This window comes from Nocardia sp. AB354 (assembly GCF_049538315.1).
In the GTDB taxonomy this organism is placed as follows: Bacteria; Actinomycetota; Actinomycetes; order Mycobacteriales; family Mycobacteriaceae; genus Nocardia; species Nocardia nova.
Genome location: NZ_JBMVFU010000001.1, coordinates 417,120 through 440,181 on the forward strand (window position 1 = coordinate 417,120; position 23,062 = coordinate 440,181).

General features: G+C 67.6%; 30 protein-coding genes. 9 read left to right on the forward strand and 21 right to left on the reverse strand.

Annotation, left to right across the window (positions count from 1 at the left end):
* Nucleotides 1–4 precede the first annotated feature (4 nt).
* The 13 genes from ACPCUW_RS01860 to rpsJ all read right to left on the reverse strand — a co-directional run bounded on the left by ACPCUW_RS01860 (nucleotide 5) and on the right by rpsJ (nucleotide 6,056).
* A complete protein-coding gene (locus ACPCUW_RS01860; RefSeq protein ID WP_423423490.1) occupies nucleotides 5–445 on the reverse strand; it encodes a type II toxin-antitoxin system VapC family toxin in 441 nt (146 codons plus the stop codon).
* On the reverse strand, nucleotides 442–666 hold the full coding sequence (locus ACPCUW_RS01865) for a ribbon-helix-helix protein, CopG family (RefSeq protein WP_104392344.1): 225 nt from the start codon (nucleotides 664–666) through the stop codon (nucleotides 442–444). The genes ACPCUW_RS01860 and ACPCUW_RS01865 overlap by 4 nt, the downstream gene beginning before the upstream one ends.
* A 120-nt stretch (nucleotides 667–786) precedes the next feature.
* A complete protein-coding gene (rpsQ, locus tag ACPCUW_RS01870; protein ID WP_030513365.1) occupies nucleotides 787–1,083 on the reverse strand; it encodes a 30S ribosomal protein S17 in 297 nt (98 codons plus the stop codon).
* Nucleotides 1,080–1,319, reverse strand: a complete 240-nt coding sequence (rpmC, locus tag ACPCUW_RS01875) for a 50S ribosomal protein L29 (RefSeq protein ID WP_025347181.1) — start codon at nucleotides 1,317–1,319, stop codon at nucleotides 1,080–1,082. Before rpmC ends, rpsQ begins: the two co-directional genes overlap by 4 nt.
* Entirely contained in the window at nucleotides 1,319–1,735 is a 417-nt protein-coding gene (rplP, locus tag ACPCUW_RS01880) for a 50S ribosomal protein L16 (protein WP_030513364.1), read from the reverse strand. Before rplP ends, rpmC begins: the two co-directional genes overlap by 1 nt.
* 3 nt (nucleotides 1,736–1,738) lie before the next feature.
* Nucleotides 1,739–2,536 (reverse strand): 30S ribosomal protein S3, encoded by a 798-nt coding sequence (rpsC, locus tag ACPCUW_RS01885; RefSeq protein ID WP_039776445.1) that lies wholly within the window; start codon nucleotides 2,534–2,536, stop codon nucleotides 1,739–1,741.
* Entirely contained in the window at nucleotides 2,537–2,944 is a 408-nt protein-coding gene (gene rplV / locus ACPCUW_RS01890) for a 50S ribosomal protein L22 (RefSeq protein WP_025347178.1), read from the reverse strand.
* Nucleotides 2,941–3,222: a 30S ribosomal protein S19 gene (gene rpsS / locus ACPCUW_RS01895; RefSeq protein WP_030513362.1), complete on the reverse strand. Its 282-nt coding sequence runs from the start codon at nucleotides 3,220–3,222 to the stop codon at nucleotides 2,941–2,943. The genes rplV and rpsS overlap by 4 nt, the downstream gene beginning before the upstream one ends.
* A 14-nt stretch (nucleotides 3,223–3,236) precedes the next feature.
* Nucleotides 3,237–4,067 carry a 50S ribosomal protein L2 gene (rplB, locus tag ACPCUW_RS01900; protein WP_030513361.1) on the reverse strand — a complete coding sequence of 277 codons (831 nt, stop codon included), beginning with the start codon at nucleotides 4,065–4,067 and terminating at the stop codon, nucleotides 3,237–3,239.
* 33 nt (nucleotides 4,068–4,100) lie between these two features.
* Complete coding sequence (rplW, locus tag ACPCUW_RS01905) at nucleotides 4,101–4,406, reverse strand: 50S ribosomal protein L23 (protein WP_025347175.1); 306 nt, start codon at nucleotides 4,404–4,406, stop codon at nucleotides 4,101–4,103.
* Nucleotides 4,403–5,074 carry a 50S ribosomal protein L4 gene (rplD, locus tag ACPCUW_RS01910; protein ID WP_104392342.1) on the reverse strand — a complete coding sequence of 224 codons (672 nt, stop codon included), beginning with the start codon at nucleotides 5,072–5,074 and terminating at the stop codon, nucleotides 4,403–4,405. Before rplD ends, rplW begins: the two co-directional genes overlap by 4 nt.
* Nucleotides 5,071–5,736 carry a 50S ribosomal protein L3 gene (rplC, locus tag ACPCUW_RS01915; protein ID WP_063025626.1) on the reverse strand — a complete coding sequence of 222 codons (666 nt, stop codon included), beginning with the start codon at nucleotides 5,734–5,736 and terminating at the stop codon, nucleotides 5,071–5,073. The genes rplD and rplC overlap by 4 nt, the downstream gene beginning before the upstream one ends.
* 14 nt (nucleotides 5,737–5,750) lie before the next feature.
* On the reverse strand, nucleotides 5,751–6,056 hold the full coding sequence (gene rpsJ / locus ACPCUW_RS01920; protein ID WP_003938093.1) for a 30S ribosomal protein S10: 306 nt from the start codon (nucleotides 6,054–6,056) through the stop codon (nucleotides 5,751–5,753).
* Between the two features lie 465 nt (nucleotides 6,057–6,521).
* On the opposite strand from rpsJ, the gene ACPCUW_RS01925 reads away from it, so the two are divergent.
* Complete coding sequence (locus tag ACPCUW_RS01925; RefSeq protein ID WP_063018211.1) at nucleotides 6,522–6,998, forward strand: hotdog fold domain-containing protein; 477 nt, start codon at nucleotides 6,522–6,524, stop codon at nucleotides 6,996–6,998.
* Between the two features lie 14 nt (nucleotides 6,999–7,012).
* On the opposite strand, the gene ACPCUW_RS01930 is transcribed toward ACPCUW_RS01925, so the two are convergent.
* The 3 genes from ACPCUW_RS01930 to ACPCUW_RS01940 all read right to left on the reverse strand — a co-directional run bounded on the left by ACPCUW_RS01930 (nucleotide 7,013) and on the right by ACPCUW_RS01940 (nucleotide 9,967).
* On the reverse strand, nucleotides 7,013–7,945 hold the full coding sequence (locus ACPCUW_RS01930; RefSeq protein WP_063018209.1) for an esterase/lipase family protein: 933 nt from the start codon (nucleotides 7,943–7,945) through the stop codon (nucleotides 7,013–7,015).
* A gap of 75 nt (nucleotides 7,946–8,020) precedes the next feature.
* Nucleotides 8,021–8,962, reverse strand: coding sequence for an esterase/lipase family protein (locus tag ACPCUW_RS01935; protein ID WP_423423491.1), 942 nt, complete (start codon nucleotides 8,960–8,962; stop codon nucleotides 8,021–8,023).
* 3 nt (nucleotides 8,963–8,965) lie between these two features.
* Nucleotides 8,966–9,967: an alpha/beta hydrolase gene (locus ACPCUW_RS01940; RefSeq protein WP_174555036.1), complete on the reverse strand. Its 1,002-nt coding sequence runs from the start codon at nucleotides 9,965–9,967 to the stop codon at nucleotides 8,966–8,968.
* Between the two features lie 227 nt (nucleotides 9,968–10,194).
* Between ACPCUW_RS01940 and ACPCUW_RS01945 the strand changes: the two genes are divergently transcribed.
* Entirely contained in the window at nucleotides 10,195–11,430 is a 1,236-nt protein-coding gene (locus ACPCUW_RS01945) for a lycopene cyclase family protein (protein ID WP_423423492.1), read from the forward strand.
* Nucleotides 11,431–11,576: 146 nt separating this feature from the next.
* Here the strand turns inward: ACPCUW_RS01945 and ACPCUW_RS01950 are convergent, their stop codons facing one another.
* Entirely contained in the window at nucleotides 11,577–12,371 is a 795-nt protein-coding gene (locus tag ACPCUW_RS01950; RefSeq protein ID WP_104365706.1) for an enoyl-CoA hydratase, read from the reverse strand.
* Between the two features lie 145 nt (nucleotides 12,372–12,516).
* Between ACPCUW_RS01950 and ACPCUW_RS01955 the strand changes: the two genes are divergently transcribed.
* Complete coding sequence (locus tag ACPCUW_RS01955) at nucleotides 12,517–13,776, forward strand: TetR/AcrR family transcriptional regulator (RefSeq protein WP_423423493.1); 1,260 nt, start codon at nucleotides 12,517–12,519, stop codon at nucleotides 13,774–13,776.
* A gap of 23 nt (nucleotides 13,777–13,799) precedes the next feature.
* Here the strand turns inward: ACPCUW_RS01955 and ACPCUW_RS01960 are convergent, their stop codons facing one another.
* Nucleotides 13,800–15,263 (reverse strand): aldehyde dehydrogenase family protein, encoded by a 1,464-nt coding sequence (locus ACPCUW_RS01960; RefSeq protein ID WP_082857374.1) that lies wholly within the window; start codon nucleotides 15,261–15,263, stop codon nucleotides 13,800–13,802.
* 668 nt (nucleotides 15,264–15,931) lie between these two features.
* Here ACPCUW_RS01960 and ACPCUW_RS01965 point away from each other — a divergent pair.
* The 5 genes from ACPCUW_RS01965 to ACPCUW_RS01985 all read left to right on the forward strand — a co-directional run bounded on the left by ACPCUW_RS01965 (nucleotide 15,932) and on the right by ACPCUW_RS01985 (nucleotide 19,258).
* The gene (locus ACPCUW_RS01965) at nucleotides 15,932–16,894 is read left to right on the forward strand and encodes a daunorubicin/doxorubicin resistance ABC transporter ATP-binding protein DrrA (protein ID WP_063017848.1); all 963 of its coding nucleotides are present in this window, start codon (nucleotides 15,932–15,934) and stop codon (nucleotides 16,892–16,894) included.
* Entirely contained in the window at nucleotides 16,891–17,700 is an 810-nt protein-coding gene (locus ACPCUW_RS01970; RefSeq protein WP_030513348.1) for an ABC transporter permease, read from the forward strand. Before ACPCUW_RS01965 ends, ACPCUW_RS01970 begins: the two co-directional genes overlap by 4 nt.
* Nucleotides 17,701–17,705: 5 nt before the next feature.
* Nucleotides 17,706–18,563, forward strand: coding sequence for an ABC transporter permease (locus tag ACPCUW_RS01975; protein WP_393525336.1), 858 nt, complete (start codon nucleotides 17,706–17,708; stop codon nucleotides 18,561–18,563).
* 62 nt (nucleotides 18,564–18,625) lie between these two features.
* On the forward strand, nucleotides 18,626–18,829 hold the full coding sequence (locus ACPCUW_RS01980) for a type II toxin-antitoxin system HicA family toxin (RefSeq protein WP_083903680.1): 204 nt from the start codon (nucleotides 18,626–18,628) through the stop codon (nucleotides 18,827–18,829).
* A gap of 12 nt (nucleotides 18,830–18,841) precedes the next feature.
* Nucleotides 18,842–19,258 carry a hypothetical protein gene (locus ACPCUW_RS01985; protein ID WP_063025617.1) on the forward strand — a complete coding sequence of 139 codons (417 nt, stop codon included), beginning with the start codon at nucleotides 18,842–18,844 and terminating at the stop codon, nucleotides 19,256–19,258.
* A gap of 31 nt (nucleotides 19,259–19,289) precedes the next feature.
* Here the strand turns inward: ACPCUW_RS01985 and ACPCUW_RS01990 are convergent, their stop codons facing one another.
* Nucleotides 19,290–19,661 (reverse strand): MerR family transcriptional regulator, encoded by a 372-nt coding sequence (locus ACPCUW_RS01990; protein WP_064909137.1) that lies wholly within the window; start codon nucleotides 19,659–19,661, stop codon nucleotides 19,290–19,292.
* A 65-nt stretch (nucleotides 19,662–19,726) separates the two neighbouring features.
* On the opposite strand from ACPCUW_RS01990, the gene ACPCUW_RS01995 reads away from it, so the two are divergent.
* A complete protein-coding gene (locus ACPCUW_RS01995) occupies nucleotides 19,727–20,611 on the forward strand; it encodes a polysaccharide deacetylase family protein (protein ID WP_423423494.1) in 885 nt (294 codons plus the stop codon).
* On the opposite strand, the gene ACPCUW_RS02000 is transcribed toward ACPCUW_RS01995, so the two are convergent.
* Together ACPCUW_RS02000 and ACPCUW_RS02005 are read right to left on the reverse strand one after the other, a co-directional pair.
* Nucleotides 20,592–21,794, reverse strand: coding sequence for an Nramp family divalent metal transporter (locus ACPCUW_RS02000; RefSeq protein ID WP_423423545.1), 1,203 nt, complete (start codon nucleotides 21,792–21,794; stop codon nucleotides 20,592–20,594). The two genes, ACPCUW_RS01995 and ACPCUW_RS02000, sit on opposite strands and share 20 nt — an antisense overlap.
* A 158-nt stretch (nucleotides 21,795–21,952) precedes the next feature.
* The gene (locus tag ACPCUW_RS02005; protein WP_063017856.1) at nucleotides 21,953–22,981 is read right to left on the reverse strand and encodes an alpha/beta hydrolase; all 1,029 of its coding nucleotides are present in this window, start codon (nucleotides 22,979–22,981) and stop codon (nucleotides 21,953–21,955) included.
* Between the last annotated feature and the right edge of the window lie 81 nt (nucleotides 22,982–23,062).

Sequence of the window (23,062 nt, forward strand, 5' to 3'; positions counted from 1 at the left end):
ACGGTCACTCATCGAGATCATCCGGAAACAACCGAAATGCACGGAAGCGATTCAGCGGGCGCAGCACCCGAAAATCCCTGCGGTCCAACGTCAGAATGGCGTCGGTGTCGAATTCGGCGGCCAGCACGACGCTTACAGCATCGACCAGATCAAGATTCAGCCCCTCGTATGCGGCCCGGACACGAAGAGCTGTTCTCAGGCGATCGGCGCCCATCTCGCCCAGCACAAGTCGTCCTGCCTCGATCCGATCGGCGAGCAACGCGACGATGCGGTCGGCAATTTTCCGATCGCCGCGCACGCTCGCCACATGATGCACTTCGGTGAGCGCCAGCTGACTGGTCACCAGCGTGCTCGCGCTATCGGCGGCACGCCGCACCGCGAAATGTTCCGGATCCGAGCGATTGAACAGGGCGAGCAGACCCGAGGTATCGGCGACGACGATCATGCGGACCGATTCATCGCGCCCCGGATTTCCTCCTTACGGATCGGGCCGCCCAGATCCACCGTGTCATCCTCGTCGACGAACGCGACGTCCCAGCGCCGGTGGGCCAGAAGATACATCCGGACCGCATCACGAACGATCTCACTCTTGGCACGCCCCTCCTCCTGGGCCTGCGCATCGAGCTCCGCTCCCTCGTCCTCGGGAAACCGCATCGTCCACGCCATGGCACGATGATACCAGGGTAGATACCACAGATGGGCCGCCCCGCAACACACGAAGGCCCGCTTCCCAACCGGGAAGCGGGCCTTCGCGATTCGACTACACAGCCGAGGCGGAGAAGAGGCTTACTTCGCCTTCTCCAGGACCTCCACCAGCCGCCACCGCTTGGTGGCAGACAGCGGACGGGTCTCCATCAGCTGCACGCGGTCGCCGACACCGGCGATCTCGTTCTCGTCGTGCGCCTTCACCTTCGAGGTGGTGCGGATGATCTTGCCGTAAAGCGGGTGCTTCACACGATCTTCCAGCTCGACCACGATGGTCTTGTTCATCTTGTCGGAGACGACGTAGCCGATGCGCACCTTGCGCGAGCCACGCTCCTCCTGCTTGGCCGGCGTCTTGGCCGGGCCCTTGGCGTCACTCATGCCGCGTCTCCCTTGCCTTCAGGACCGGAGGCCAGGCCGAGCTCGCGCTCACGCATGACCGTGTAGATGCGCGCGATCTCGTGACGAACCACACGCAGGCGCCGGTTGTTCTGCAACTGGCCGGTCGCCATCTGGAAGCGCAGGTTGAACAGCTCTTCCTTCGATTCACGCAGGCGGGCGACGAGCTCGTCCTCGTTGAGCTCGCGCAGGTCTGCGGCCGGAGTTCCGGTAGCCATCAGAACTGCTCCTCCCTGGTCACGATCCTGCACTTCATCGGGAGCTTGTGCATCGCGCGGCGCAGGGCCTCGCGAGCGGTCTCCTCGTTCGGGTAAGACATCTCGAACATCACGCGACCCGGCTTGACGTTCGCGACCCACCACTCCGGCGAACCCTTACCGGAACCCATGCGGGTTTCGGCCGGCTTCTTGGTCAGCGGGCGATCCGGGTAGATGTTGATCCAGATCTTGCCGCCACGACGGATGTGGCGGGTCATCGCGATACGCGCCGACTCGATCTGCCGGTTGGTGACGTACGCCGGCTCCAGAGCCTGGATGCCGAAGTCACCGAACGCCACCGAGGTGCCGCCCTTGGCCATACCGGTACGACGGGGGTGATGCTGCTTGCGGTGCTTGACCTTGCGGGGCATCAACATGGGTCAGCCCTCCTGATTCTCTGCCGGAGCCTCCGCCACCGCGGTGGCGGCCCGTCCGGCCTCAGTGCTGGTCGCGGTGGTACCGGCCGAACCGGACCGCCGCGGACGGCTCGGCCGCTCCCGACGCTCGCGACGCTCGGGCTGCGCGGCGGCGGCGGTGACCTCACGCTTGCCGCCGACGATGTCGCCCTTGTAGATCCACACCTTCACGCCGATGCGGCCGAAGGTGGTGCGAGCCTCGTACAGGCCGTAATCGATGTCGGCGCGCAGCGTGTGCAGCGGCACCCGACCCTCACGGTAGAACTCCGAGCGCGACATTTCGGCGCCGCCGAGGCGGCCCGAGCACTGCACTCGAATGCCCTTGACATTCGGCGAACGCATGGCCGACTGGATGGCCTTGCGCATCGCGCGACGGAACGCCACACGGTTGGACAGCTGCTCGGCCACACCCTGGGCAACCAGCTGCGCATCCGACTCGGGGTTCTTGACCTCGAGGATGTTCAGCTGAACCTGCTTGCCGGTGAGCTTCTCCAGCTCGGCGCGGATGCGGTCGGCCTCGGCGCCGCGACGGCCGATCACGATGCCCGGACGCGCGGTGTGGATGTCCACCCGGACGCGGTCACGAGTGCGCTCGATCTCGACCTTCGAGATGCCGGCCCGCTCCATACCCGTGCTCAGCAGCTTGCGGATGGCTACGTCTTCCTTGACGTATTCCTTGTACTGCTTGTCGGCGTACCAGCGGGACTTCCAATCGGTGGTGATACCGAGGCGGAAGCCGTGGGGATTGATTTTCTGTCCCATTTACTTAGCCCCTCCCTTCCGGCGGCTACGAGCCGGGGCGGCGCTGGCGACGCTCTCGACCTCGATCGTGATGTGGCTGGTGCGCTTGCGGATCCGGAACGCGCGGCCCTGGGCGCGCGGCTGGAAACGCTTCATGGTCGCGCCCTCGTCGACATACGCCGTCGAGATGACCAGGGTGTCGGGGTTCAGGCCGAAGTTGTTCTCGGCGTTCGCCGCGGCGCTGGCCACGACCTTGGCGACGGGTTCGCTGGCGGCCTGCGGTGCGAAGCGCAGGATGTTCAGCGCATCCTCGACCCGCTTGCCGCGGACCAGGTCCACGACGCGGCGAGCCTTCATCGGAGTGACGCGAACGTGCTTCGCGGTCGCGCGCGCGGTCGGGTTCTGAAGCGTGGTGTCTTGTTCGCTCATCGCCGCTTGCTCTTCCGATCTTCCTTGACGTGGCTCCGGAACGTCCTGGTCGGCGCGAACTCACCGAGCTTGTGCCCGACCATGTTCTCCGAGACGAACACCGGCACGTGCTTGCGGCCGTCGTGGACCGAGAACGTGTGGCCGATGAAATCGGGGATGATGGTCGAACGACGCGACCAGGTCTTGATGACCTGCTTGGTGCCCTTCTCGTTCTGGACGTCCACCTTCTTGAGGAGGTGTTCGTCGACGAACGGGCCCTTCTTGAGGCTGCGTGGCATCTTTAACCTCCTCCTTAACGCTTCTTGCCGCGGCGGCGGACGATGAGCTTGTCGCTCGGACGGTTGGGCTTACGAGTACGGCCTTCGGGCTTACCCCAGGGCGAGACCGGGTGGCGACCACCGGAGGTCTTGCCCTCACCACCACCGTGCGGGTGGTCGACGGGGTTCATGACGACACCACGGACCGTGGGGCGGCGACCCTTCCAGCGCATACGGCCGGCCTTACCCCAGTTGATGTTCGACTGCTCGGCGTTGCCGACCTCGCCGACGGTGGCGCGGCAGCGCACGTCGACGCGGCGGATTTCGCCGGAGGGCATACGGAGGACGGCGTAGGCGCCTTCCTTACCCAGCAGCTGGATGCTCATACCGGCGGCACGAGCCAGTTTGGCGCCACCGCCCGGACGCAGCTCCACCGCGTGAATGGTGGTACCGGTCGGGATCGAGCGCAGCGGCAGGTTGTTGCCGGGCTTGATGTCGGCGCCGGCGCCGGACTCGATCCGCGTGCCCTGGGCGATGCCCTTGGGCGCGATGATGTAGCGCTTCTCGCCGTCCGCGTAGTGCAGCAGGGCGATGTTGGCGGTCCGGTTCGGGTCGTACTCGATGTGAGCGACCTTGGCCGGGATGCCGTCCTTGTCCAACCGGCGGAAGTCGATCAGACGGTAGGCCCGCTTGTGACCGCCACCGCGATGACGGGTGGTGATCCGGCCGTGCGCGTTACGACCACCGGACTTGGTGAGCGGGCGCAGCAGCGACTTCTCGGGAGTGGACCGGGTGATCTCGGCGAAGTCCGAAACGGACGACCCGCGCCTACCCGGCGTAGTCGGCTTGTACTTACGGATTGCCATGAGTTCTTCTCTGCTTTCTGAAGATCCGACCGCTTAGGCGACCGGGCCTCCGAAGATCTCGATGGGCTTGCTGTCGGCCGAGATGGTCACGAGCGCGCGCTTGGTGCTCTTGCGCTGGCCGTAACCGAAGCGGGTCCGCTTGCGCTTGCCCTGACGGTTGGCAGTGTTGACGCTGGTGACCGTGACGCCGAAAACCTTCTCGACGGCGATCTTGATCTGCGTCTTGTTCGAGTCCGGGTGCACCAGGAAGGTGTAGGTGCCCTCTTCGATCAGCCCGTAGGACTTCTCGGAGATCACCGGCGCGAGCAGAATGTCGCGGGGGTCGGCGATGGTGGTCACTTGCTTTCCTCCTGTGCAGACTCGGCCGGGCCGTGCACGAACGCGTTGAGCGCCTCGACGCTGAACACGACGTCGTCGCTGAGCAGCACGTCGTAGGTGTTCAGCTGGTCCGGCGCGATCGGGTGCACACCCTGCAGGTTCGCCACGCTCTTCCACGCGGTGACATCTTCGCGGCCCACCACGACCAGCACCTTCTTGCGGTCCGACAGCTCGGCCAGGAAGTTCTTGGCGGCCTTGGTGGACGGCGTCTGGCCGGAGACCAGTTCGGTGATGACGTGGATGCGCTCGTTGCGGGCCCGGTCCGACAGGGCGCCACGCAGGGCGGCGGCCTTCATCTTCTTGGGCAGACGCTGCGAGTAGTCGCGCGGCTGCGGGCCGTGCACGGTGCCACCGCCGGTGAACTGCGGCGCGCGGGTCGAACCCTGGCGGGCGCGGCCGGTGCCCTTCTGGCGGTACGGCTTCTTACCACCGCCGCGGACGTCGCCGCGGGTCTTGGTGGCGTGCGTGCCCTGGCGAGCCGCGGCCTGCTGGGCCACGACGACCTGGTGCATCAGCGCGATGTTGGCGGTCGCGTCGAAGATCTCCGCGGGGAGCTCGACGGTGCCGTTGGTCTTGCCGCCCGGCTCTTTCACCGGAAGCGTCAGGTTGGTCTTAGTGTCGGTGCTCATGCCCGGGCACCACCCTTCGCAGCACTCTTGACGATCACGATGCCGCCCTTGCGGCCCGGGATCGCGCCCTTGATCAGCAGCAGGCCGTTCTCGGCATCCACCTTGTGGACCGAGAGGTTCTGCGTGGTCACGCGGTCGTTACCCATCCGGCCGGCCATCCGCATGCCCTTGAACACGCGGCCGGGGGTGGAGCAACCACCGATGGAGCCCGGCCGGCGGTGCACGGCCTGCGCACCGTGGGCGGCGCCCTGGCCACGGAAGCCGTGGCGCTTCATGACACCGGCGTAGCCCTTGCCCTTGCTGGTGCCGGTCACGTCGACGTAGGTGCCCTCTTCGAAGACATCCGCCGACAGTTCCTGGCCCACCTCGAACGCGGCGGCGTCGGCGACGCGGATCTCGGCGACGTGGCGACGCGGGGTGACACCGGCCTTGGTGAACTGCCCGGCGACGGGCTTGGTCACCTTGCGCGGGTCGATCGCGCCGAAGGCGAGCTGAACGGCGGAGTAGCCGTCGCGCTCCTCGGTGCGGATCTGGGTCACGACGTTCGGTCCGGCCTTGACGACGGTCACCGGAACGACGCGGTTCTTCTCGTCGAACACCTGGGTCATGCCGAGCTTGGTGCCCAGGATGCCGGCCGCCGGCCTGTTCTTGTTGTCAGTCATATCTGCAATCCCCGTCACTGAATGTTGACGTCGACGCTGGCCGGCAGATCGATGCGCATGAGCGCGTCGACCGTCTTCGGCGTCGGGTCGAGGATGTCGATCAGCCGCTTGTGCGTGCGCATCTCGAAGTGCTCGCGCGAGTCCTTGTACTTGTGCGGCGAGCGGATGACGCAATACACGTTCTTCTCGGTCGGCAACGGCACCGGCCCGACGACGCGGGCACCGGTGCGGGTCACCGTCTCGACGATCTTGCGTGCAGACGCATCGATCGCCTCATGGTCGTAGGCCTTGAGCCTGATGCGGATCTTCTGTCCCGCCACGCTGAGTGTCCTTTTCTCCGCTTACGTTGTGACCCAGGAGCTTTCGCTCCCGAACCACCCTCATTTGCACAGCCCGAACACACGAAGACGCATCAGCCACCAACACGACCGGGGCGCACCCGATCCATCGCCGCTGTTCATCTGTCATGGTTCTTCCGGTCCACGCGGTCGGGCGTGTCGCCCCTCCGCTCATTCTTCGACCCCGGGCATATTTCACCTGTTGGGTCTCGGAACTTCGTCCCGGACGTACCCGCGCCGGACTCGACGCCGATACTCAGTGGGTCCTGCTCACCTACGGGCGATGGACACACACCACCGCTGCAGGCAACCCGAACAGTATGCCCGAGGCCCCCCACCCACTCCAAATCGGGGGTCGTCCGTCCCCGCGGACGCGCCGCGGCCCTGGTCGGACGGTACCGGACCGCGCGGCGGCGCGTCGAACTTACTCCAGAGTAAGGTGTTGCCATGACCACAGAGACCGCTACCTACCGCGGCTGGAAGAAGCTCCCCGACAACCGCCTCGGACATGCCCTGTTCTCGGTCGGCATGATCGCCCGCGTCCCCTACTTCGGCACCGTCGTGCCGAACGTCGTGCGGCTGGAACCGGGATTGTGCGAGGTCACCGCGCCCAAGTGGTTCGGGATCCACAATCACCTGGGCACCTTCCACGCGATCGCGGCCTGCAATCTGGCCGAGGTCGCGATGGGCATGCTGAGCGAGGCCACGGTTCCGACCACCCACCGCTGGATCCCCAAGGCGATGAACGTGCAATACCTGGCCAAGGCGGAATCCGGCCTGCGCGCGGTCGCGAAACTCGACCGGATTCCGGATTTCGCGACCCTCACCGAAGGGACGGAAGTGGTCGTCCCGGTGTCGATCTACGACAAACACGGCGTCGAGGTCGTGCACGCCGACATCACCACCTGGGTGACGCCGAAGTAGCCGATCGGCCCGGCTCAGCAGGGCGGAGGCGGCGGCGCGCCGGCGACCGCGGCCGTGATCTCGGCGATCGCGCGCGGATTCGACAGCAGATCGTTGTGGCTGACCGCCAGCGCCGGGCACCCGTCCTGGATCCAGATATTGCGGTTGTCGCCTTGCGGATCGGCCAGCAATGCGGTCTCCGCCGGGGTGATCACCTCGTCGGTGCGGCTCGCGATCGCGGTGTAGCGGATCCCGGGCTCGGTTTCGCCGTGGGCGTTGAGCCGGGTCAATGTCGGCGTGCCCGGAACCTGCTCGGCGCCTGCGGGACCGAAGACCTGGGCCGCGGTCTGCTCGCCGTCCATCCCGATGGCCCCGTAGAACGGGAACATCTTCGGCAGGCCTTCGAAGGTCGAACCCCGGTAGGGCGTGCCGACTGTGACCACGCTGTCCACCACGCCCGGATGGCGGCGCACATACTCCCGAATCTCGGTGCCGCCGGTCGAATGCCCCACCATCTCGACCTTCGGCGCGCCGGTCACCCCGCGCACCATGGCGACGAACGCGGCCAGTTGCACCGCTTGCGAGCCGATATCGGCCACGCCGTAGACGACGTTGCCCTGTACGGCCGCGGCGACCGGGCCCAATCCGGGCCAGCCGGCCTCGGAGACACCGTTCAGTCCGAGCGTCGGCAGCGGTACCCGTCCCACATCGGCGGCGAAGACGCAGTAGCCCTGGCTGCGCAGCGCGGGGGCCAGCGCGCCGAAGCTGCGCTGGGCGTCGGTCGCCGCACCGTGCGCCAGGATCACCGGATAGGGCTTGTCACGGGTCGGGCGACAGGAGAAATCGTTCGCGCCGGCCAGCGGCGGAACGTCCATCGCGAAGGCGTGCGCTCGCGGCGCGCGGCCGGCCGCGACGGCGATCAGCGCGCACAGGAGCACGGAGATCGTGGCGAACCGCACCGCACTCATGGCAGCCCAGGGTAGCGGAAGGATTGCTCGCCGCCGTCCGGCCGCACCTGGGCGCCCGGTGACGAATCAACGCCCTCAGCAGGGCGGGGGCGGCGTGCCCGCGACGGCGGCGGTGATTTCGGCGAGCGCGCGCGGATCCGACAGCATCGCGTCGTGGGCGACGACGAGGGTGGGGCATCCGTCCTGCAGCCAGATGTTTCGGTTGCCGCCCTGCGGATCGCTCAACAGGGCCGTCTCCGGAGGGGTGATGACCGTATCGTCGCGGCTGGCGATGGCGGTGTAGCGGATTCCCGGATGGGTCTCACCGTCGGCGTTCAACCGGTTCAGGGTCGGCGTTCCCGGCGCCTGTTCGGCTCCGGCGGGTCCGAAGACCTGCGCCGCAACCGCCGGCCCGTCCATACCGAGCGCGCCGTAGAAGGGGAACATCGCCGGCAGGCCGGCGAAGGTCGATCCGCGATACGGCGTGCCGACGGTGACCACGCTCGCCACCTGCCCGGGGCGGTGGCGCACGAATTCACGAATATCCGTGCCGCCGGTGGAATGGCCGACCATGACAACCTTCGCCGCTCCGGTCGCATCCAGGACCCGTGCGACGAAGGCACCCAATTCCGTTGCCTGCGTGGCGATATCGGCCACGCCGTAGATGCCGTTGCCCTCCACTGCCGCGGCCGCCGGACCCAATCCCGCCCATTTCGGATCGGGCACACCGTTCGCGCCCAGATTCGACAACGGCAGTCGTCCCACATCGGCAGCGAAAACACAGAAGCCGAGCCGGTGCAATTGCGGTGCGAGTACGGCGAAGCTGCGCCCGGCGTCGGTGGCTGCGCCGTGGGCCAGAATCACCGGATAGGGCTTGTCCGCGGTGGTCCGGCAGCCGAAATCGTTGGCGCCCGGCAAATACGGCACTTCGGCCGGGAAGGCCGCGGCCTGGGGCGCACGGGCGCCGGCCCAGGCGATCAACGCCCCCAGGACCAGCGCGAGTATCGCGCGCGCAGTGGGATTGCGATCGCCACGCATCGGTTACAGTCCCAGGCCCGAGGCCAGCACCGGCCACGATTTCTTCAGGTCGTCCTGCCAGTAACCCCAGGAGTGCGTGCCGGTCGGCCGGAAGTCATAGGTGGCGGGGATGTTCAGCGAGTCCAGCCGTGCCTGCATGTTGTGGGCGCAGTAGTTCGTCGCCGATTCGATGATGCCGCCGAGCACGAGCTGATTGGCGTAACCCCATTCCCCGGGCAGCGAGTATTCGCCGTTCAAGGTGTCGTAAGGCCCGGGCAGTCCGCTGCCGTTCGCGATATATATGGCCTTGCCGCGCAGGCCCTCCGCGTGCACGTAGGGATCGTTGCCGACCCAGTCCGGATCGCCGGGCGGACCCCACATGTTCTCGGCATTGCCCCATCCCCACGTCTCGACCGTGAGCCGGACGAATTCCTGTCCGACCGGATCGGAGGTCTGCGCGCATCCGCTGTAGGAGCCGACCGCGGAGAACAGGTCTCCGGCGGTCGCTGCGAGCGCCAAGGTCGTGGTCGCCGACATCGAATAGCCGGCAATTCCGTTGCGGCCGTTGGCATCCAGATACGTGTTCAGAAGCGGCGGCAGTTCCTGCGTCAGGAAAGTGCGCCACTTGTTGCGACCCAGGTGCGGATCGTCGCGCTGCCAGTCGGCGTAATAGCTGAACATGCCACCGATCGGCGTCACCACGTTGACGTTCTTGTCGGCGAGGAATTTCAGCGCATCGGTTTTCGTCGCCCAGGTCGAGCCGTCGAGACCGCCGCCGGCGCCGAGCAACAGATACAGCACCGGACGCGGGGCGCTCGTATCGGCGGCCCGCTGCACCTGCACTTCGATGTCCTGCCCCATCGCCGCGGAGTGCACGAACAACGACTGATGGCGCGGATCGTCGGTGCGGACCCGGACGATCGCCGAGTCCGAGCCGGTCGGACCGGGCGCCGGCGCGGGATCGGCCGCACCGTTCCCCTGGCACATCAGCAGGGCGGCGGCGGCCACCACCGCCGTACTCATCATCCGCGGCATGGATCTGTGCCGCGGAGCCCGCCCCGTGTCTCGAAAACTTCGCATATCGTTCTCCCTGGCCACCAGCAATCGGCGAGCACCCCCCGACGGCGCCCGTGGTCTCAGGTTATGAACTGCCCCAATGCATTTCACGACGCGAATTGCTACGCCACGAGTTTTCGGGGCGTAACATCTACGGCCCCCGCGGCGATGCGGGGCCGGGCTGGGAGAATGCGGCCATGAGTGCGCAGCATGTCCGTCGAGCCGATCTGTGCGTGGTCGGGCTCGGGCCGACCGGCCGTGCCGTCGCGCACCGCGCGATGCGGGCGGGGCTCCAGGTGGTGGCGGTGGACCCGCGGCCCGAGCGGCTGTGGCCGCCGACCTTCTCCTGCTGGGTCGACGAACTTCCCGCGTGGCTGCCACACAGCGCGATCGCCCAGCGCATCGAGGCGCCCACCGTCTGGACGCAGACGCCGCATCGAATCGAAAGGCCGTACTGCGTACTCTCCAAGCCCGGGCTACGCGATGCGCTACCTCTAGACGATGCCACCGTGCTGGCCGGTCGCGCTACCTCTGTCGACGCTCATCGCGTCGACCTGCAGGACGGCAGCACGATCACGGCCGCCACGGTGGTGGACACCCGCGGGCTCGCCTCGCCGGGGGCGCGGCGCACCGCCAGCGCGCACGGCATCTTCGTCGACGCCGAACGGGCGGCGCCGATGGTCGGCGACGGCGAAGGGCTGCTGCTGGATTGGCGCGACGAGAACGGCGCGGGTCCGGACGAGCCGCCCTCGTTCCTGTACGCCGTCCCGCTCGGCGACGGCACGGTGATCTTCGAGGAGACCAGTCTCGGCCTGCGCGGCGGCATGCCGCAGCACGAACTGCGCCGGCGCACCCTGCATCGGCTCGCCGCGCACGGCATCCGGCTGCGCGGTGACGAGCCGTCCGAGGCCGCGCACTATCCGCTGGATCAGCCACCGCCGCCGATGCGTGGTTCGGTGCGCGGAAACGACCCGGTTCCGTTCGGCTCCCGCGGCGGAATGATGCATCCGTGCACGGGCTACAGCGTCGCCGATTCGTTCGCCCTGGTCGACTCGCTGGTCGATGCGGTGCGCACGGGTTCCGATCCGGTCGCGGCGCTGTGGCCGTGGCAGGCCCGGCTGGTGTACTGGATGCGGATGCGCGGCCTCTACGGCTTGGGGCGGTTGACCACCGCGCAGTCGATCTCGATGTTCGAGGCCTTCTTCACCGCCTCCCCGAGCCGGCAGCGGGCGCTGCTGTCGGCGCACGACGACTACGCAGCACTGGGCGCGGTGCTGTTCATGACGGTGTCGCGGACCTGGCCGTTCCGCTGGCGATACGACCTGGTCGGCTGGGCGAACCGCAACCGCTGGGTGGGCTACGCCTATCCGGCGGCGACGTCGGACCGGACGCTCGACGCGGCGCTTCCGGAGGACGGGAGCGAGGGCGGCTAGCCACCCCGGCAGCGACGCCATCGAACACGCTCCGTGACCGAGTAGGTGGCCGCGTCCGCCCGAACATCTCCCCCACCGGCTACTTCAGCCACCGAGAGACGCTGTGGCGCAGCGCTCTCCGCGGCCGCTGGTTCGGCTCGAGCGTCCTAGTGCGCGAATACCGCTTTGCGCTTGCCCAGCATCGCCGCGGCACCCTCGGCGAAATCGGGTCCGCGCAGCAACTCGGCCTGCCCGGCCTTCTCGGCGGCGAGCGCCTCGTCCAGCGAGGCCAGCGCGGCGCGGTTGAGGGTGCGCTTGGTGAGTTCGAGGGCGCGGCGCGGGCCGTGGGCGAGTTTTGCCGCCACCGCTTCGACCTTCGCATCGAGTTCGTCGACGGGCAGGACCCCGGCCAGCAGCCCGCGCCGGTACGCCTCGGTGACCGGCAGCCGCTCCCCGAGCAGCGCCAGCTCCGCCGCCAGCGCCCGCCCGGATGCCGCGGCCACCAGCGCGGCGGCGCCACCGTCGGGCATCAGGCCGATGTTGATGAAGGCCTGCAGTAGATAGGCCTCCTCGCTCGCATAGGTGAAATCGGCGGAAAGCGCCAGCGCCACACCGATTCCCGCGGCGGCGCCACGCACCCGCGCGATGACCGGCACCGGCGCGTCGATGATCGAGCGGACCATGCGGTTCGCGCCGTCCATGGTCATCTCCGGTGTGATGCCCCGCTCCTTCTCGGCGGCCGCCGCGGCCAGATCGGCGCCGGTGCAGAAGTCGCCGCCCGCCCCGGTCAGCACGACCACGCGGATCGACGAATCCTGCGCCACGTTGCTCAGCGTGTCACCGAGAGCGATCATCGCGTCGTAGCTGAGAGCGTTCTTGCGACCGGGATTGTCGATGGTCACCCGCAAAACGCGATCGTCCCGCACGATGGTGAGGCCGGGGGTGTGGTCGTGATCGCTCATGGTTACTCCCAGGTGGGCCGCCGCCAATGGCGACGAGACGAGAATGATGGTTAACTTTGCGAATTGTGGTTAACTTATGTTGACTTGTCCGGCGCTGTCAACCAGTCGGCGCCGTCGACGAGCCGAAACGCAGAAGGAGAGGTGTATGGTCGCGGATCGCAGCGAGGCCGGGCTCGCATCCGCGCGACCGGGTACCACCACGACGCCCCGGCGTCGGCCGAAGAATCGCAAGGCACAGATCGTGCGGGTCGCCGCCCGCGCCTTCAGTGAACGTGGCTATCACCCGGTGGGCGTCGACGAGATCGCCGCCGAGGTGGGCATCTCGGGACCGGCGCTGTACCGCCACTTCGCCAACAAGTACGCACTGCTGGTGGCCGCCGCCGAGGCCGGCGCCCAGCAACTGCTCGACGCCGCCAAGGCCGCCGACGAACCCGGGCTCGATCCGAAATCGCGCCTCACCGCGCTGATCCGCGCGCTGGCCGAGCACACCATCGATGTCCGCCGCGAGGGCGGGTTGTACCGCTGGGAGCGCCGCTACCTCGAGCGGGCGGACCGCGCCCGCATCCGGGTGATCTACGACGAACTGCAGGATCTGATCGAATCCGCGGTCGCCGCGCTGCGACCGGATGCGCCGCCCGCCGATGTCGAACTGCTGGCGACCGGCATGCTGGGCGTGATCGGCAGTATCACCGCCCATCGCACCGCCCTGTCCAACGCGCGGCTCACCGATCTGATCCTCGATATGTGCTGGTCGCTCCTGCACACCGAACTGCCGCCGCTGCCGGATCCGGCGGCCACCGGGGCGCCGGTGCGCGGATTGCCGCTGAGTTCCAAACGCGAACAGCTGCTCACCGAGGCGATCCGCATCTTCGGCCGCCAGGGCTATCACGAGGCCAGTATCGAGGAGATCGGCGCCGCGGTCGGGATCAACGCGTCCAGCGTCTACCGCTATTTCGCGAGTAAGTCCGATCTGCTGGCCGCCGCGTTCCACCGCACCGGCGAACGCGTCGCGATCGCGAATTCCGAGGCGCTGGCGGAGGCGACCAGCCGCTCCGACGCCGCGCTGCGCATCGCCGCCCGGTTCGCGCGGCTGACCTTCTCGACGCCGGAGATCCTGCCGGTCTACTTCGCCGAATTCTCTAATCTGCCCGCGGCCGAACAGCAGAAACTGCGTTCGGTGCAGCGTCAGAACGTGCTCGAGTGGGCGCATCTGCTCGACGACGACCCGGCCGAGGCGCGCTGCCGCGTCCATGCCGCCATCGCCCAGGTGGTCGATGTCGGGCGGCGGGTGCGCTTCGAGAATCGGCCGGAACATGTCGCCCGGGTGTGCGCGCTGATGGAAGCGGTTCTGCTGGGCTGGAATTCGCCGCTCGAGACAGCGCAGGGCGAACAGGTCCAGGCGTAGCGGTCCAGGCGGGGCGGCCGCGGCTAGAAGCGGCTGTGACGAATCCGGAAGATCGCCCGGGTCAGCCGCAGATGGCGCGGGTGCCGGTCGAAACTCGACAGATCCACCGGCGCCCGATAGCGCTTCTCCGCGATCGCCAGCGTCCGGCTGAATTCGCGCAACCCGGCCTCGCCGTGCGTATGTCCCTGCCCGTACTCGCCGACACCGCCGAAGGGCAGGGCCGGATTGGCGGCGTAGGCCATGGTCGAATTCACCGTCACCACACCGGTTCTGATGCGTTCGGCGAAGTCGGCGACGCTCCGCACGTCGCGGGTGAACACCGAGACCGCCAGTCCCTGATCGGCGGCGTTGATGCGGTCGATGGCCTCGTCGATATTCGCCACCCGATTCACGATCAGCACCGGCCCGACCGCCTCCGCGGTGATCGCCTGGCTGTCCTCGGGCACGTCGGTGAGCACGATCGGCTCGATATACGGTTCGCGAATCGATTCCAGACCGCCCACCACGGCCCGGCCACCGCGCGCGATCGCGTCCTTGACCTGACGGCGGACCACGTCGACCTGGGCATCCATGATCATCGGCCCGTAGGAGGCCTTGCGGTCGCCACCGGGACGCAGCGAACGCGCCCGGGCGACGACCCGTTCCAGGAACGGTTCGTAGACCGAGTCCGCGACGTAGGCCCGCTGGATACCGGCCGGGCTCTGCCCCGCGTTGGACATGGCACCGAACACCGCCGCCTCGGCCGCGGTGTCGAGTTTGGCGTCGACGTGCACGATCATCGTGCCCTTGCCGGCCTTCTCGACCACGACGGGCGTCAGGGTGGGTGCGCACAGTTCGATCACCTCGCGCGCACCGGCCTCCGAGCCGGCGTAGGCGATCTTGTCGACCCGAGCGCGGCACAGTTCGGCACTGGTGGCGCTGGTTCCCGTGATCGCCTGCAGGACGGGTTTGTCCGGCGCCAGTGCCGCCCAGCTGTCGGCCAGCCACACGCCGACACCCGGGGTGAGCTCACTGGGTTTGAACACCACCGCGTTGCCGGCGGCCATCGCATAGGCGATCGAGCCCATCGGCGTGAAGACCGGATTGTTCGGGGAGCCGAGCACCCCGACCACGCCCAGCGGCAGATAGCCCACCGACGCGCGCTGATTGCGGGTGAGCCAGGTCGAGGCGAGTTTGCTTCGCCCCAAAAGCTTTTCGGCATTGCGCGCGGCCCAGTTCAGATGTTCCACGGCGAGCATGATCTCGATCGCGGCATCGACGCGCGGCTTACCCGACTCGGTGCAGATCAATTCGGCGAGCTCGCCGGCATTGCGGGCGATACTGCGCTTCCATTCCAGCAGCCAGCGCTTGCGCCCGGCGAATCCGATTGCCGCCCACCAGGTCTCGGCCGACCGGGCGGCGCGCACGACGTCGGTGACCGCGGCCGCGTCCAGGATCGGATATTCCCCGATGAGCTCGCCGGTGCGCGGATCGTGGGACTTCAGCATCTCGGCCATTGGCCACCCTCTCGCCGGCGGAGACCTCGGCAGTCGTTCGACGTGCGCACCAGCAGCGGGCGGGCGACGATGCCGCAGGAGGGTGCGGACGATCGGATACCGCTCCCCTGGTCGTCAGACTATGGTGCCCTCCGGGCGGGCGACAACAACCGCGAACATCCTACGAACCACCCGGTCCGCGTCCGGACCAGCGACAATGGTGATCGGAGCCGGTTGGGCACCGGAAGTGTGACCAACGCCACAGACTACGGGCGCTGCCGCATTTCGACTTCACCACGTTTCAGATCGCGGTAGAACCTACCGCGATGGAAAAATTCGGGACCGCGAGCGGCGTCCCGAGCTCGCGGCACCGACAGCCGCGCAGCCGGACGAAGTAACATCGCGCCCGGTGGAAGGTATCCATCAACCGGGACAAAGATCAGCGTTCCGGACAATCCGGTCGCGGCCCGGCCGATAGTGGAGAGTTGATGCCGAGTTTGGACAACGCAGGATCACACACACCGCGTGAGGATTCGGGCGCTACCGACGCGGCAGCGTCTCGGACAGGTACCGACGCGGCAGCGTCCCACGCCGACACCGGCGCGGCAGCGTCCCGGGCAGGTACCGGCGCGGCAGCAACGCGGGCCGGTTCCGACGCCGCCGGCGGTGCCGATACCGCGGTGCGCGTATCGGGTGCCGATCCGGCCGTCGTGGTCGACGATGTGCGCAAATCCTTCGGCGAGGTGCAGGCCCTGCAGGGCATCAGCTTCACCGCCGCCCGCGCCTCGGTGCTGGGCATCCTCGGACCCAACGGCGCCGGCAAGACCACCACGGTCAAGATCCTGTCCACCCTGCTGCGGCCCGATTCGGGCAGCGCCTCGGTGGCCGGGCACGACGTGGTCGCCGATGCGGCCGGGGTGCGGCGCTCGATCATGATGACCGGGCAGTACGCGGCACTGGACGAGAATCTCTCCGGCCGCGAGAACCTCGAACTGTTCGGCCGGCTGATGGGTCTGCCCAAGAAGGACGCCCGCCGCCGCGCCGACACCCTGCTCGAGGAGTTCGACCTGGTCGGCGCCGGTAAGCGCGCGGTCCGGCACTACTCCGGCGGTATGCGCCGCCGCGTCGACATCGCCTGCGGGCTCGTGGTGCGCCCGGAGGTGGTCTTCCTCGACGAGCCGACCACCGGCCTCGATCCACGCAGCCGCCAGGGCGTCTGGGATCTGGTCAACGCGCTCAAGGAGCAGGGCATCACGGTGCTGCTGACCACGCAGTATCTGGAAGAGGCCGACGTCCTCAGCGACAACATCATCGTCATCGACAAGGGCACGGTGATCGCCGAGGGCACCGCCGACGAACTCAAGGAGAAGACCGGCGGCAGCTACTGCGAGGTGGTCCCGCTGGATCCGACGCAGCTGCGCAAGGCGGTGACCGCCCTCGGGGAGCTGGTACCCGAGGCCCTGCGGCACGAATTCGCCGGCGACCGGATCTCCATTCCGGCCCCCGACGGGGCGAGCACCCTCGCCGAGGCGGTACGCCGCCTCGACGCCGCGGGCCTCGAACTGGCCGATATCGCGCTGCGACGGCCCTCGCTCGACGACGTGTTCCTGTCCATCACCGGTCATTCCGGCGGACATCAATGAGCGCGCCGGTGGCCGCCGAGGCCCGCCTCTTCGCGCAGATGCCCGAGGCGCGAATCTCCAGCTTCGCCCAGTGGCGGGCGCTGACCGGGCGGATCGTGCGCACGATGGCGACCAAGGGTGAACTGGTCGTCGCGGTGATCACGCCGCTGGTGTTCACCCTCGGGTTCTATCTGCCGCTGCGGTATGTGATGCAGTTCCGCGGCATCGACTACGCGCAGTTCGTGATGCCGATCATCGTGCTGCAGACCATGTCGTTCACCATGATGTCGAATGCGCAGATCGCGGCCTTCGAATCGATGACCGGTCTGCACACCCGCATGCAGACCATGCCGATCGGGCCGATGGTTCCGCTGGTCTCCCGCATCTGCGCGGGCCTGGTGCGTTCGGTGACCTCACTGATCGCGGCCTTGATCTTCGGATACATGATCGGTTTCCGGTTCACCGCCGGACTCGGCCAGGCCGTGCTGTTCTGCGCGTTCTCGCTGGCCGTCGGGACCGTGCTGGCGATCGGCGCGGACGCGCTGGGCAGTTTCACCAAGAGTCCGGAGGCGCTGAGTCAGGCGCTGACGCTGCCGACGCTGATTCTCGGCATGCTCTCGTGCGGCTTCGTGCCGGAATCCGGATTCCCGGCGTGGATTCGTCCGTTCGCCCGCAATCAGCCGGTCTCCCAGTTCTCCTTCGCCCTGCGGGATATGGCCGCGGGCGGAGTGAGCTGGCATGTGCTGTGGGTGCCGCTGGTGTGGTTGATCAGTCTGACGGCGGCCTTCGTTCCGCTGGCGGTGTGGGCGAGTGTGAGGCGATCGTGAGCAGTCTGACCATCGATGCCACCGAGGCGTCTCCGGAAACTCTCGGCTGGAAGACGCCGCTGCCGAGGGTCGCGGCTCAGTCGGAGCGGTCGGTCGCGACCTGGGCACGGCACAGCCTGATCCAGTGCAAGCGGTTGCTGATGGTGTGGGCGCGCGACCCCGCGACCACCATTCAGACGCTGATCTATCCCGCGCTGACCCTGCTGATGTTCCGGATCGTGCTCGGCGATTCGATCACCGCGGCCACCGGCATGCCCAGCGTCTACGGCACGGTCCCCCTGATCACCCTGGTGGCGGCGATGTCCGGAGCGGTGGTCAGCGCGCTGGGCTTCAAGACCGAGAAGTACACCGGCCTGCTCGGCCGCTTCTGGACGATGCCGATCCACCGGGCCGCGGGACTCACCGGGCGACTGCTCGCCGAGGCGCTGCGCGTCCTGGTGACCACGCTGTTCGTGATCGCGGTCGGCGTGTGCATCGGCTTCCGCTTCTGGAACGGTCCGCTGGCCTCCCTGGCCATGATCGGCATCCCGGTGCTGTTCGGCGTGGGCTTCGCGGTGATGGTCACCGCCCTGGCCACCGTCTCCGAGGGCGTGATGCTGGTCAACATCGTCAGCATCATCAACACCCTGCTGATGTTCTTCAACTCCGGCTTCGTCCCGGTCTTCGCCTACCCCACGTGGTTGCAGAAGGTCGTCGAGAACCAGCCCATGAGCACCGCCATCGACGCGATGCGCGGACTCTGCTGGGACGGCCCCGTCGCCGAACCCCTGTGGAAGACCGTCGCCTGGGTGCTCGGCATGATCGTGGTCTTCGGCTACCCGGCCGTGCGAGGCTACCGCCGCGCCGCAGAGACGGGCGCCTGATCCGACCGGGTCAAAACGTCTACTCATTTGACTTGTAATTGTCCAATGAGTAGACAACACTGGTGATCAGCGAACAGCCGACCCGGACGATCCTCCAGGAGCTCATCCGTTCGGGATGGAGCCGTAAGCGCCAGGGCAAGGGCAGTCACAGTCTGTGGCAGTGTCCGACCGGGCAACATTCGGTGACTGTTCCGGATGGGCATACGACGATCCGAGCCGGCGTGGTGCGGAGCATCCGGAAAGCGGTCGACGGCTGCAGTTGCTGAGAGGAGACGGCGATGAAATACGAGGCACACGTGACCGGACGCGAGGGCCGGTGGTGGGCGGTGACCATTCCCGCGCTCGGCGAGGACGCACAGACCCAGGCACGCAGGCTCGACGACGTCGCGGACGAGGCGCGAGACTATGTCACCGTGGCCCTCGATGTGGCCCCTTCGACCATCGACATCGAGGTAGTGATCGATGACCTCGGTGGCGTCCGCAACATCAACGAACGCGCCGCCCGGATCCGCGCCGGGCGTGCCGAAATCGAGCGCATCGAGCGCGAGAATCAGGCTGAGGCACAGGCGTTGGCCGTCGAACTCGCCGCGCAGGGGATTCCCTTGCGAGACATCGCAAGTCTCACCGGGTACACCTTCCAGCGAATCGGGCAGATGACGGCATCCAAGACTCGTGAGCAGGCGCAGGCGAGCTGAGCCCCGTCGCTGCGGCCGGATAGCGGCTTCCTCAGGCCGGGCGGGCGCAGCCGCGTAGTTCGCCGATGTAGGTGGTCATGGCGTCGCGGTTGCGGGTGAGCAGGTCGATGCGCTGGGTCAGGCGGTCGCGCTGATGTTCGAGGGTCGCGATGATTTCCGGTGTGGCGTCGGCGAAATGAATGTCGCGCGGATCGTCCAGGCAGGGCAGGATCTGCTTGATGATCCGCGTGGGCAGGCCCGCGTCCAATAGTCCGCGGATGTGCAGGATCTGATCGACCAGGCGCTCGTCGTAGTCGCGATAGCCGTTATCGCAGCGGCGCACCCGGATCAGTCCCTGCTCCTCGTAGTAGCGCAGCAGCCGCCGGGAGGTATCGGTCCGCTCCGCCAACTCACCGATTCGCATATGCTCTACCTCACAACGACTTTCGGTTGACCTTCACATCTATGTCAAGGTCCGACGATACCGGCATGAGCACGGACATCACACTGTACGACTACTCCCCGATCACCGAGCGCGAGCCGATCCACTGGCCCGACGGTAAGCGAGTCGCGTTCTACGTCGGCCTCAATATCGAACATTTCTACGTCGACCTGCCGGGTACTGCGACCTACGAGGGCACCACCGCACTGACGCCGGACGCGCTGAACTACGGCTGGCGCGACTACGGGCCGCGGGTGGGCATCTGGCGCCAGATCCAGCTGCTCGACAAATACGGGATCCGCGCCAGCGCGCTGCTGAATTCCGATGTGGGCGAACGGTATCCGCAGATCATCGCGGCCGGGAGGGAACGCGGCTGGGATTGGCTCGCGCACGGCAGCAGCAATAGCCACCTGCACACCGGACTGTCGCTGGAGGAGGAGCGCCGCGTTCTGACCGACATCGTCGCGACCATCGAGAAGACCACCGGCCGCCGGCCGCGGGGCTGGATGGGTCCCGGACTCACCGAAACCTTCCACACGCCCGGGCTCCTGGCCGAACTGGGGCTGGAATACGTCCTCGACTGGACCAACGACGATCAGCCCTATCGGCTGAATGTGCCGGGGATGCTGAGCGTTCCGTATTCGGTGGAACTGAACGACATCGGCATCTTCGTCAGCAAGGGGCTCACCGGCCCCGATTTCGTCCGCATGGTCCGCGACCAACTCGACCAGCTCTACGCCGACTCCGCCGACAGCGGCCGGGTGCTGGCGCTGGCCCTGCACCCGTTCGTCACCGGTCAAGCGTTCCGGCACCGCTATCTGGACGAGGCGCTCGAGTACGTGGTGAACCATCCGGGCGTGTGGGTGACCACCAGCGACGAGATCGCCGCGCACTATCGGCGGACGACGGCCGCTAGCGCCGGGCCACGGTGAGATAGATCAGCAGCAGGTTCAGCGCGCTGATCACGGCGGCGATCAGCCACGCGGCCACGGTGGTCGCCCGTCGATTGGCGTCCGCGCCCATCAGGCTGCGATCACCGGTGAACCGCACCAGCGGGATCAGCGCGAACGGGATGCCGAAGGACAGCACCACCTGCGAGACGATCAGCGCGCGGGTCGGGTCCACGCCGGCGGCGAGGATGAGCAGAGCGGGAATCAGGGTGACCACGCGGCGCAGCAGCAGCGGCACCTTGCGGCGCAGCAGCCCGTCCATGATCATCGCGCCGGCGTAGGCGCCCACCGAGGTGGAGGCCAGCCCGGAGGCCAGCAGGGCCACGGCAAGCAGCAGCGCGGCCCAGGGGCCGAGAACCTCCCGGACCGCGGCGTGGGCGGATTCGATCGAGTCGACATCGCGGCCGCCGAGCGTGGCGGCGGCCATCAGCAGCATCGCGAGATTGACCGCGCCGGCGATGATCATGGCCAGGCCGACATCCATCCGGGTCGCGCGCAGCAGGCGACTGCGGCGCGGGCCCGGCTCGGTGCGGCCGTGCCGGTCGCGGGTCAGGCCGGAGTGCAGATAGATGGCGTGCGGCATGACCGTGGCGCCGATCATGGCGGCCGCGAGCAGGACGCTCTGCGCCCCGTCGAAACGCGGCACCAGCCCGCCGGCCACCCCGGCGGGCGAGGGCGGCGAGATCACCACACCGGCCAGGAACCCGATCGCGATCACCGCCAGCAGGCCGATGATCACGCGCTCGAACGGCTGTTGCCCGCGGCGGTTCTGCACGGCCAGCAGGGCCATCGACACCACGCCGGTGATCACGCCGCCGAGCAGCAGCGGCAGGCCGAACAGCAGGTTCAAGGCGATCGCGCCACCGACGACTTCGGCGAGATCGGTTGCCATCGCGGTCAATTCGGCCTGACCCCAATAGGCCAGCCGGACCGGGCGCCCGGCTCGTTCGCGCACGATCTGCGGTAGCGAGCGGCCGGTCACCACCCCCAGTTTCGCCGACAGGTACTGCACCAGCGCGGCCATCACATTCGCCATGACGACCACCCACACCAGCAGGTAGCCGTACTGCGCGCCGGCGCTGATATTGGAGGCCACATTCCCGGGATCGACATAGGCGATCGCCGCCACGAAAGCCGGGCCCAGCAGCACCACGAGCGAACGCAGCCGATTCCGGCGCGTGGGCCCGGCCTCGACGGTGATCGCATTCATGAAAAATAGTTTACGGCCAACCGAACTTTTTAGTGAGACGGCCCCCGGAAAATGGCGAATCCGCCCCGATCGCGACGGCGATCGAGGCGGATTCGGTGGTTCGTTCGGGCCGGTCAGATGCCCAGACCGCGGGCCAGCACCGGCCACGAGTCGAGGAAGTCGTCGTGCCAGTAGCCCCACGAGTGAGTGCCGGAGTTACGGAAGTTGTAGGTCGCCGGAATGTTCAGCGAGTCCAGCTTCGTCTGCAGGTTGTGGCTGCAGTAGTTGGTCGCGGCCTCGATCACGCCGCCGATGACGAGCTGGTTGCCCAGACCGTAGGCGCCGGGGAGGGCGTAGGGGCCGTTGAGGGTGTCCCACTGGCCGGGCAGGCCGTTACCCGAGGAGATGTACAGGTTCGCGCCGCGCAGCTGATCGGCGTGCAGCAGTGGGTCGTTGTCCTGCCAGGCCGGGTTGTCGTCGTCGCCGTACATGTTGCGCACGTCGCCGCCGCCCCAGGTGTTGACGGTGAGCTTCACCGCTTCGCGGCCGACGTCGGTGCTGCTCTCCGCGCAGCCGGAGTAGGCGGCCACCGACTTGTACAGACCCGGCTTGGCGATCGCCAGGTTCAGCACCGAGGTGCCCGAAGTCGACAGGCCCGCAATGGCATTGACGCCGTTGGTGCCCAGCGCGCCGTCGATCAGCGGAGGCAGCTCCTCGGTGAAGAAGGTCTTCCACTTGTTGCGGCCCAGGTTCGGGTCGTCCTTCAGCCAGTCGGTGTAGTAGCTCCACTTACCGCCGATGGGCTGCACGACGTTGACGTTCTTGTCGGACAGGAAGCCGTTGACGATATCGGTCTTCTTCTGCCACGACGCGTCGTCCTCGCCGCCGCCCGCGCCGTTGAGCAGATACAGGGTCGGGCGCGGCACCGACGCGTCGGCGGGGCGCTGCACATCGACCGGGAAGGTGCGGTTCATCGCCGCCGAGTGGACGTACAGCCGGATGCTGCGGTCGTCCTTGTAGGTGGCCTTCTCGATACGCGATCCGTCGGGCGACTGCGGGTCGGCCAACAGGGACTTCGAGGCGATGACCGGATCGTCCGCCGAGGCGGACGTTGCGCCGACTCCGGCCACGACGCCTGTGAGGACCCCGGTGGCCGCGAGCACGGCAGCAGCTCTCAGGCCACTACGCCGGAAGTGTCGACGAATCAATGTTCACACCTTCGCTATCTGCTCGAATTCGGTTTC

Excerpts from the sequence above, each read along its gene's own strand:
- ACPCUW_RS01860 (WP_423423490.1), bottom strand. The coding sequence starts at position 445 with ATGATCGTCGTCGCCGATACCTCGGGTCTGCTCGCCCTGTTCAATCGC.
- ACPCUW_RS01865 (WP_104392344.1), bottom strand. The coding sequence starts at position 666 with ATGGCGTGGACGATGCGGTTTCCCGAGGACGAGGGAGCGGAGCTCGAT.
- rpsQ (WP_030513365.1), bottom strand. The coding sequence starts at position 1,083 with ATGAGTGACGCCAAGGGCCCGGCCAAGACGCCGGCCAAGCAGGAGGAG.
- rpmC (WP_025347181.1), bottom strand. The coding sequence starts at position 1,319 with ATGGCTACCGGAACTCCGGCCGCAGACCTGCGCGAGCTCAACGAGGAC.
- rplP (WP_030513364.1), bottom strand. The coding sequence starts at position 1,735 with ATGTTGATGCCCCGCAAGGTCAAGCACCGCAAGCAGCATCACCCCCGT.
- rpsC (WP_039776445.1), bottom strand. The coding sequence starts at position 2,536 with ATGGGACAGAAAATCAATCCCCACGGCTTCCGCCTCGGTATCACCACC.
- rplV (WP_025347178.1), bottom strand. The coding sequence starts at position 2,944 with ATGAGCGAACAAGACACCACGCTTCAGAACCCGACCGCGCGCGCGACC.
- rpsS (WP_030513362.1), bottom strand. The coding sequence starts at position 3,222 with ATGCCACGCAGCCTCAAGAAGGGCCCGTTCGTCGACGAACACCTCCTC.
- rplB (WP_030513361.1), bottom strand. The coding sequence starts at position 4,067 with ATGGCAATCCGTAAGTACAAGCCGACTACGCCGGGTAGGCGCGGGTCG.
- rplD (WP_104392342.1), bottom strand. The coding sequence starts at position 5,074 with ATGAGCACCGACACTAAGACCAACCTGACGCTTCCGGTGAAAGAGCCG.
- rplC (WP_063025626.1), bottom strand. The coding sequence starts at position 5,736 with ATGACTGACAACAAGAACAGGCCGGCGGCCGGCATCCTGGGCACCAAG.
- ACPCUW_RS01925 (WP_063018211.1), top strand. The coding sequence starts at position 6,522 with ATGACCACAGAGACCGCTACCTACCGCGGCTGGAAGAAGCTCCCCGAC.
- ACPCUW_RS01930 (WP_063018209.1), bottom strand. The coding sequence starts at position 7,945 with ATGAGTGCGGTGCGGTTCGCCACGATCTCCGTGCTCCTGTGCGCGCTG.
- ACPCUW_RS01935 (WP_423423491.1), bottom strand. The coding sequence starts at position 8,962 with ATGCGTGGCGATCGCAATCCCACTGCGCGCGCGATACTCGCGCTGGTC.
- ACPCUW_RS01940 (WP_174555036.1), bottom strand. The coding sequence starts at position 9,967 with ATGATGAGTACGGCGGTGGTGGCCGCCGCCGCCCTGCTGATGTGCCAG.
- ACPCUW_RS01945 (WP_423423492.1), top strand. The coding sequence starts at position 10,195 with ATGAGTGCGCAGCATGTCCGTCGAGCCGATCTGTGCGTGGTCGGGCTC.
- ACPCUW_RS01950 (WP_104365706.1), bottom strand. The coding sequence starts at position 12,371 with ATGAGCGATCACGACCACACCCCCGGCCTCACCATCGTGCGGGACGAT.
- ACPCUW_RS01955 (WP_423423493.1), top strand. The coding sequence starts at position 12,517 with ATGGTCGCGGATCGCAGCGAGGCCGGGCTCGCATCCGCGCGACCGGGT.
- ACPCUW_RS01960 (WP_082857374.1), bottom strand. The coding sequence starts at position 15,263 with ATGCTGAAGTCCCACGATCCGCGCACCGGCGAGCTCATCGGGGAATAT.
- ACPCUW_RS01970 (WP_030513348.1), top strand. The coding sequence starts at position 16,891 with ATGAGCGCGCCGGTGGCCGCCGAGGCCCGCCTCTTCGCGCAGATGCCC.
- ACPCUW_RS01985 (WP_063025617.1), top strand. The coding sequence starts at position 18,842 with ATGAAATACGAGGCACACGTGACCGGACGCGAGGGCCGGTGGTGGGCG.
- ACPCUW_RS01990 (WP_064909137.1), bottom strand. The coding sequence starts at position 19,661 with ATGCGAATCGGTGAGTTGGCGGAGCGGACCGATACCTCCCGGCGGCTG.
- ACPCUW_RS01995 (WP_423423494.1), top strand. The coding sequence starts at position 19,727 with ATGAGCACGGACATCACACTGTACGACTACTCCCCGATCACCGAGCGC.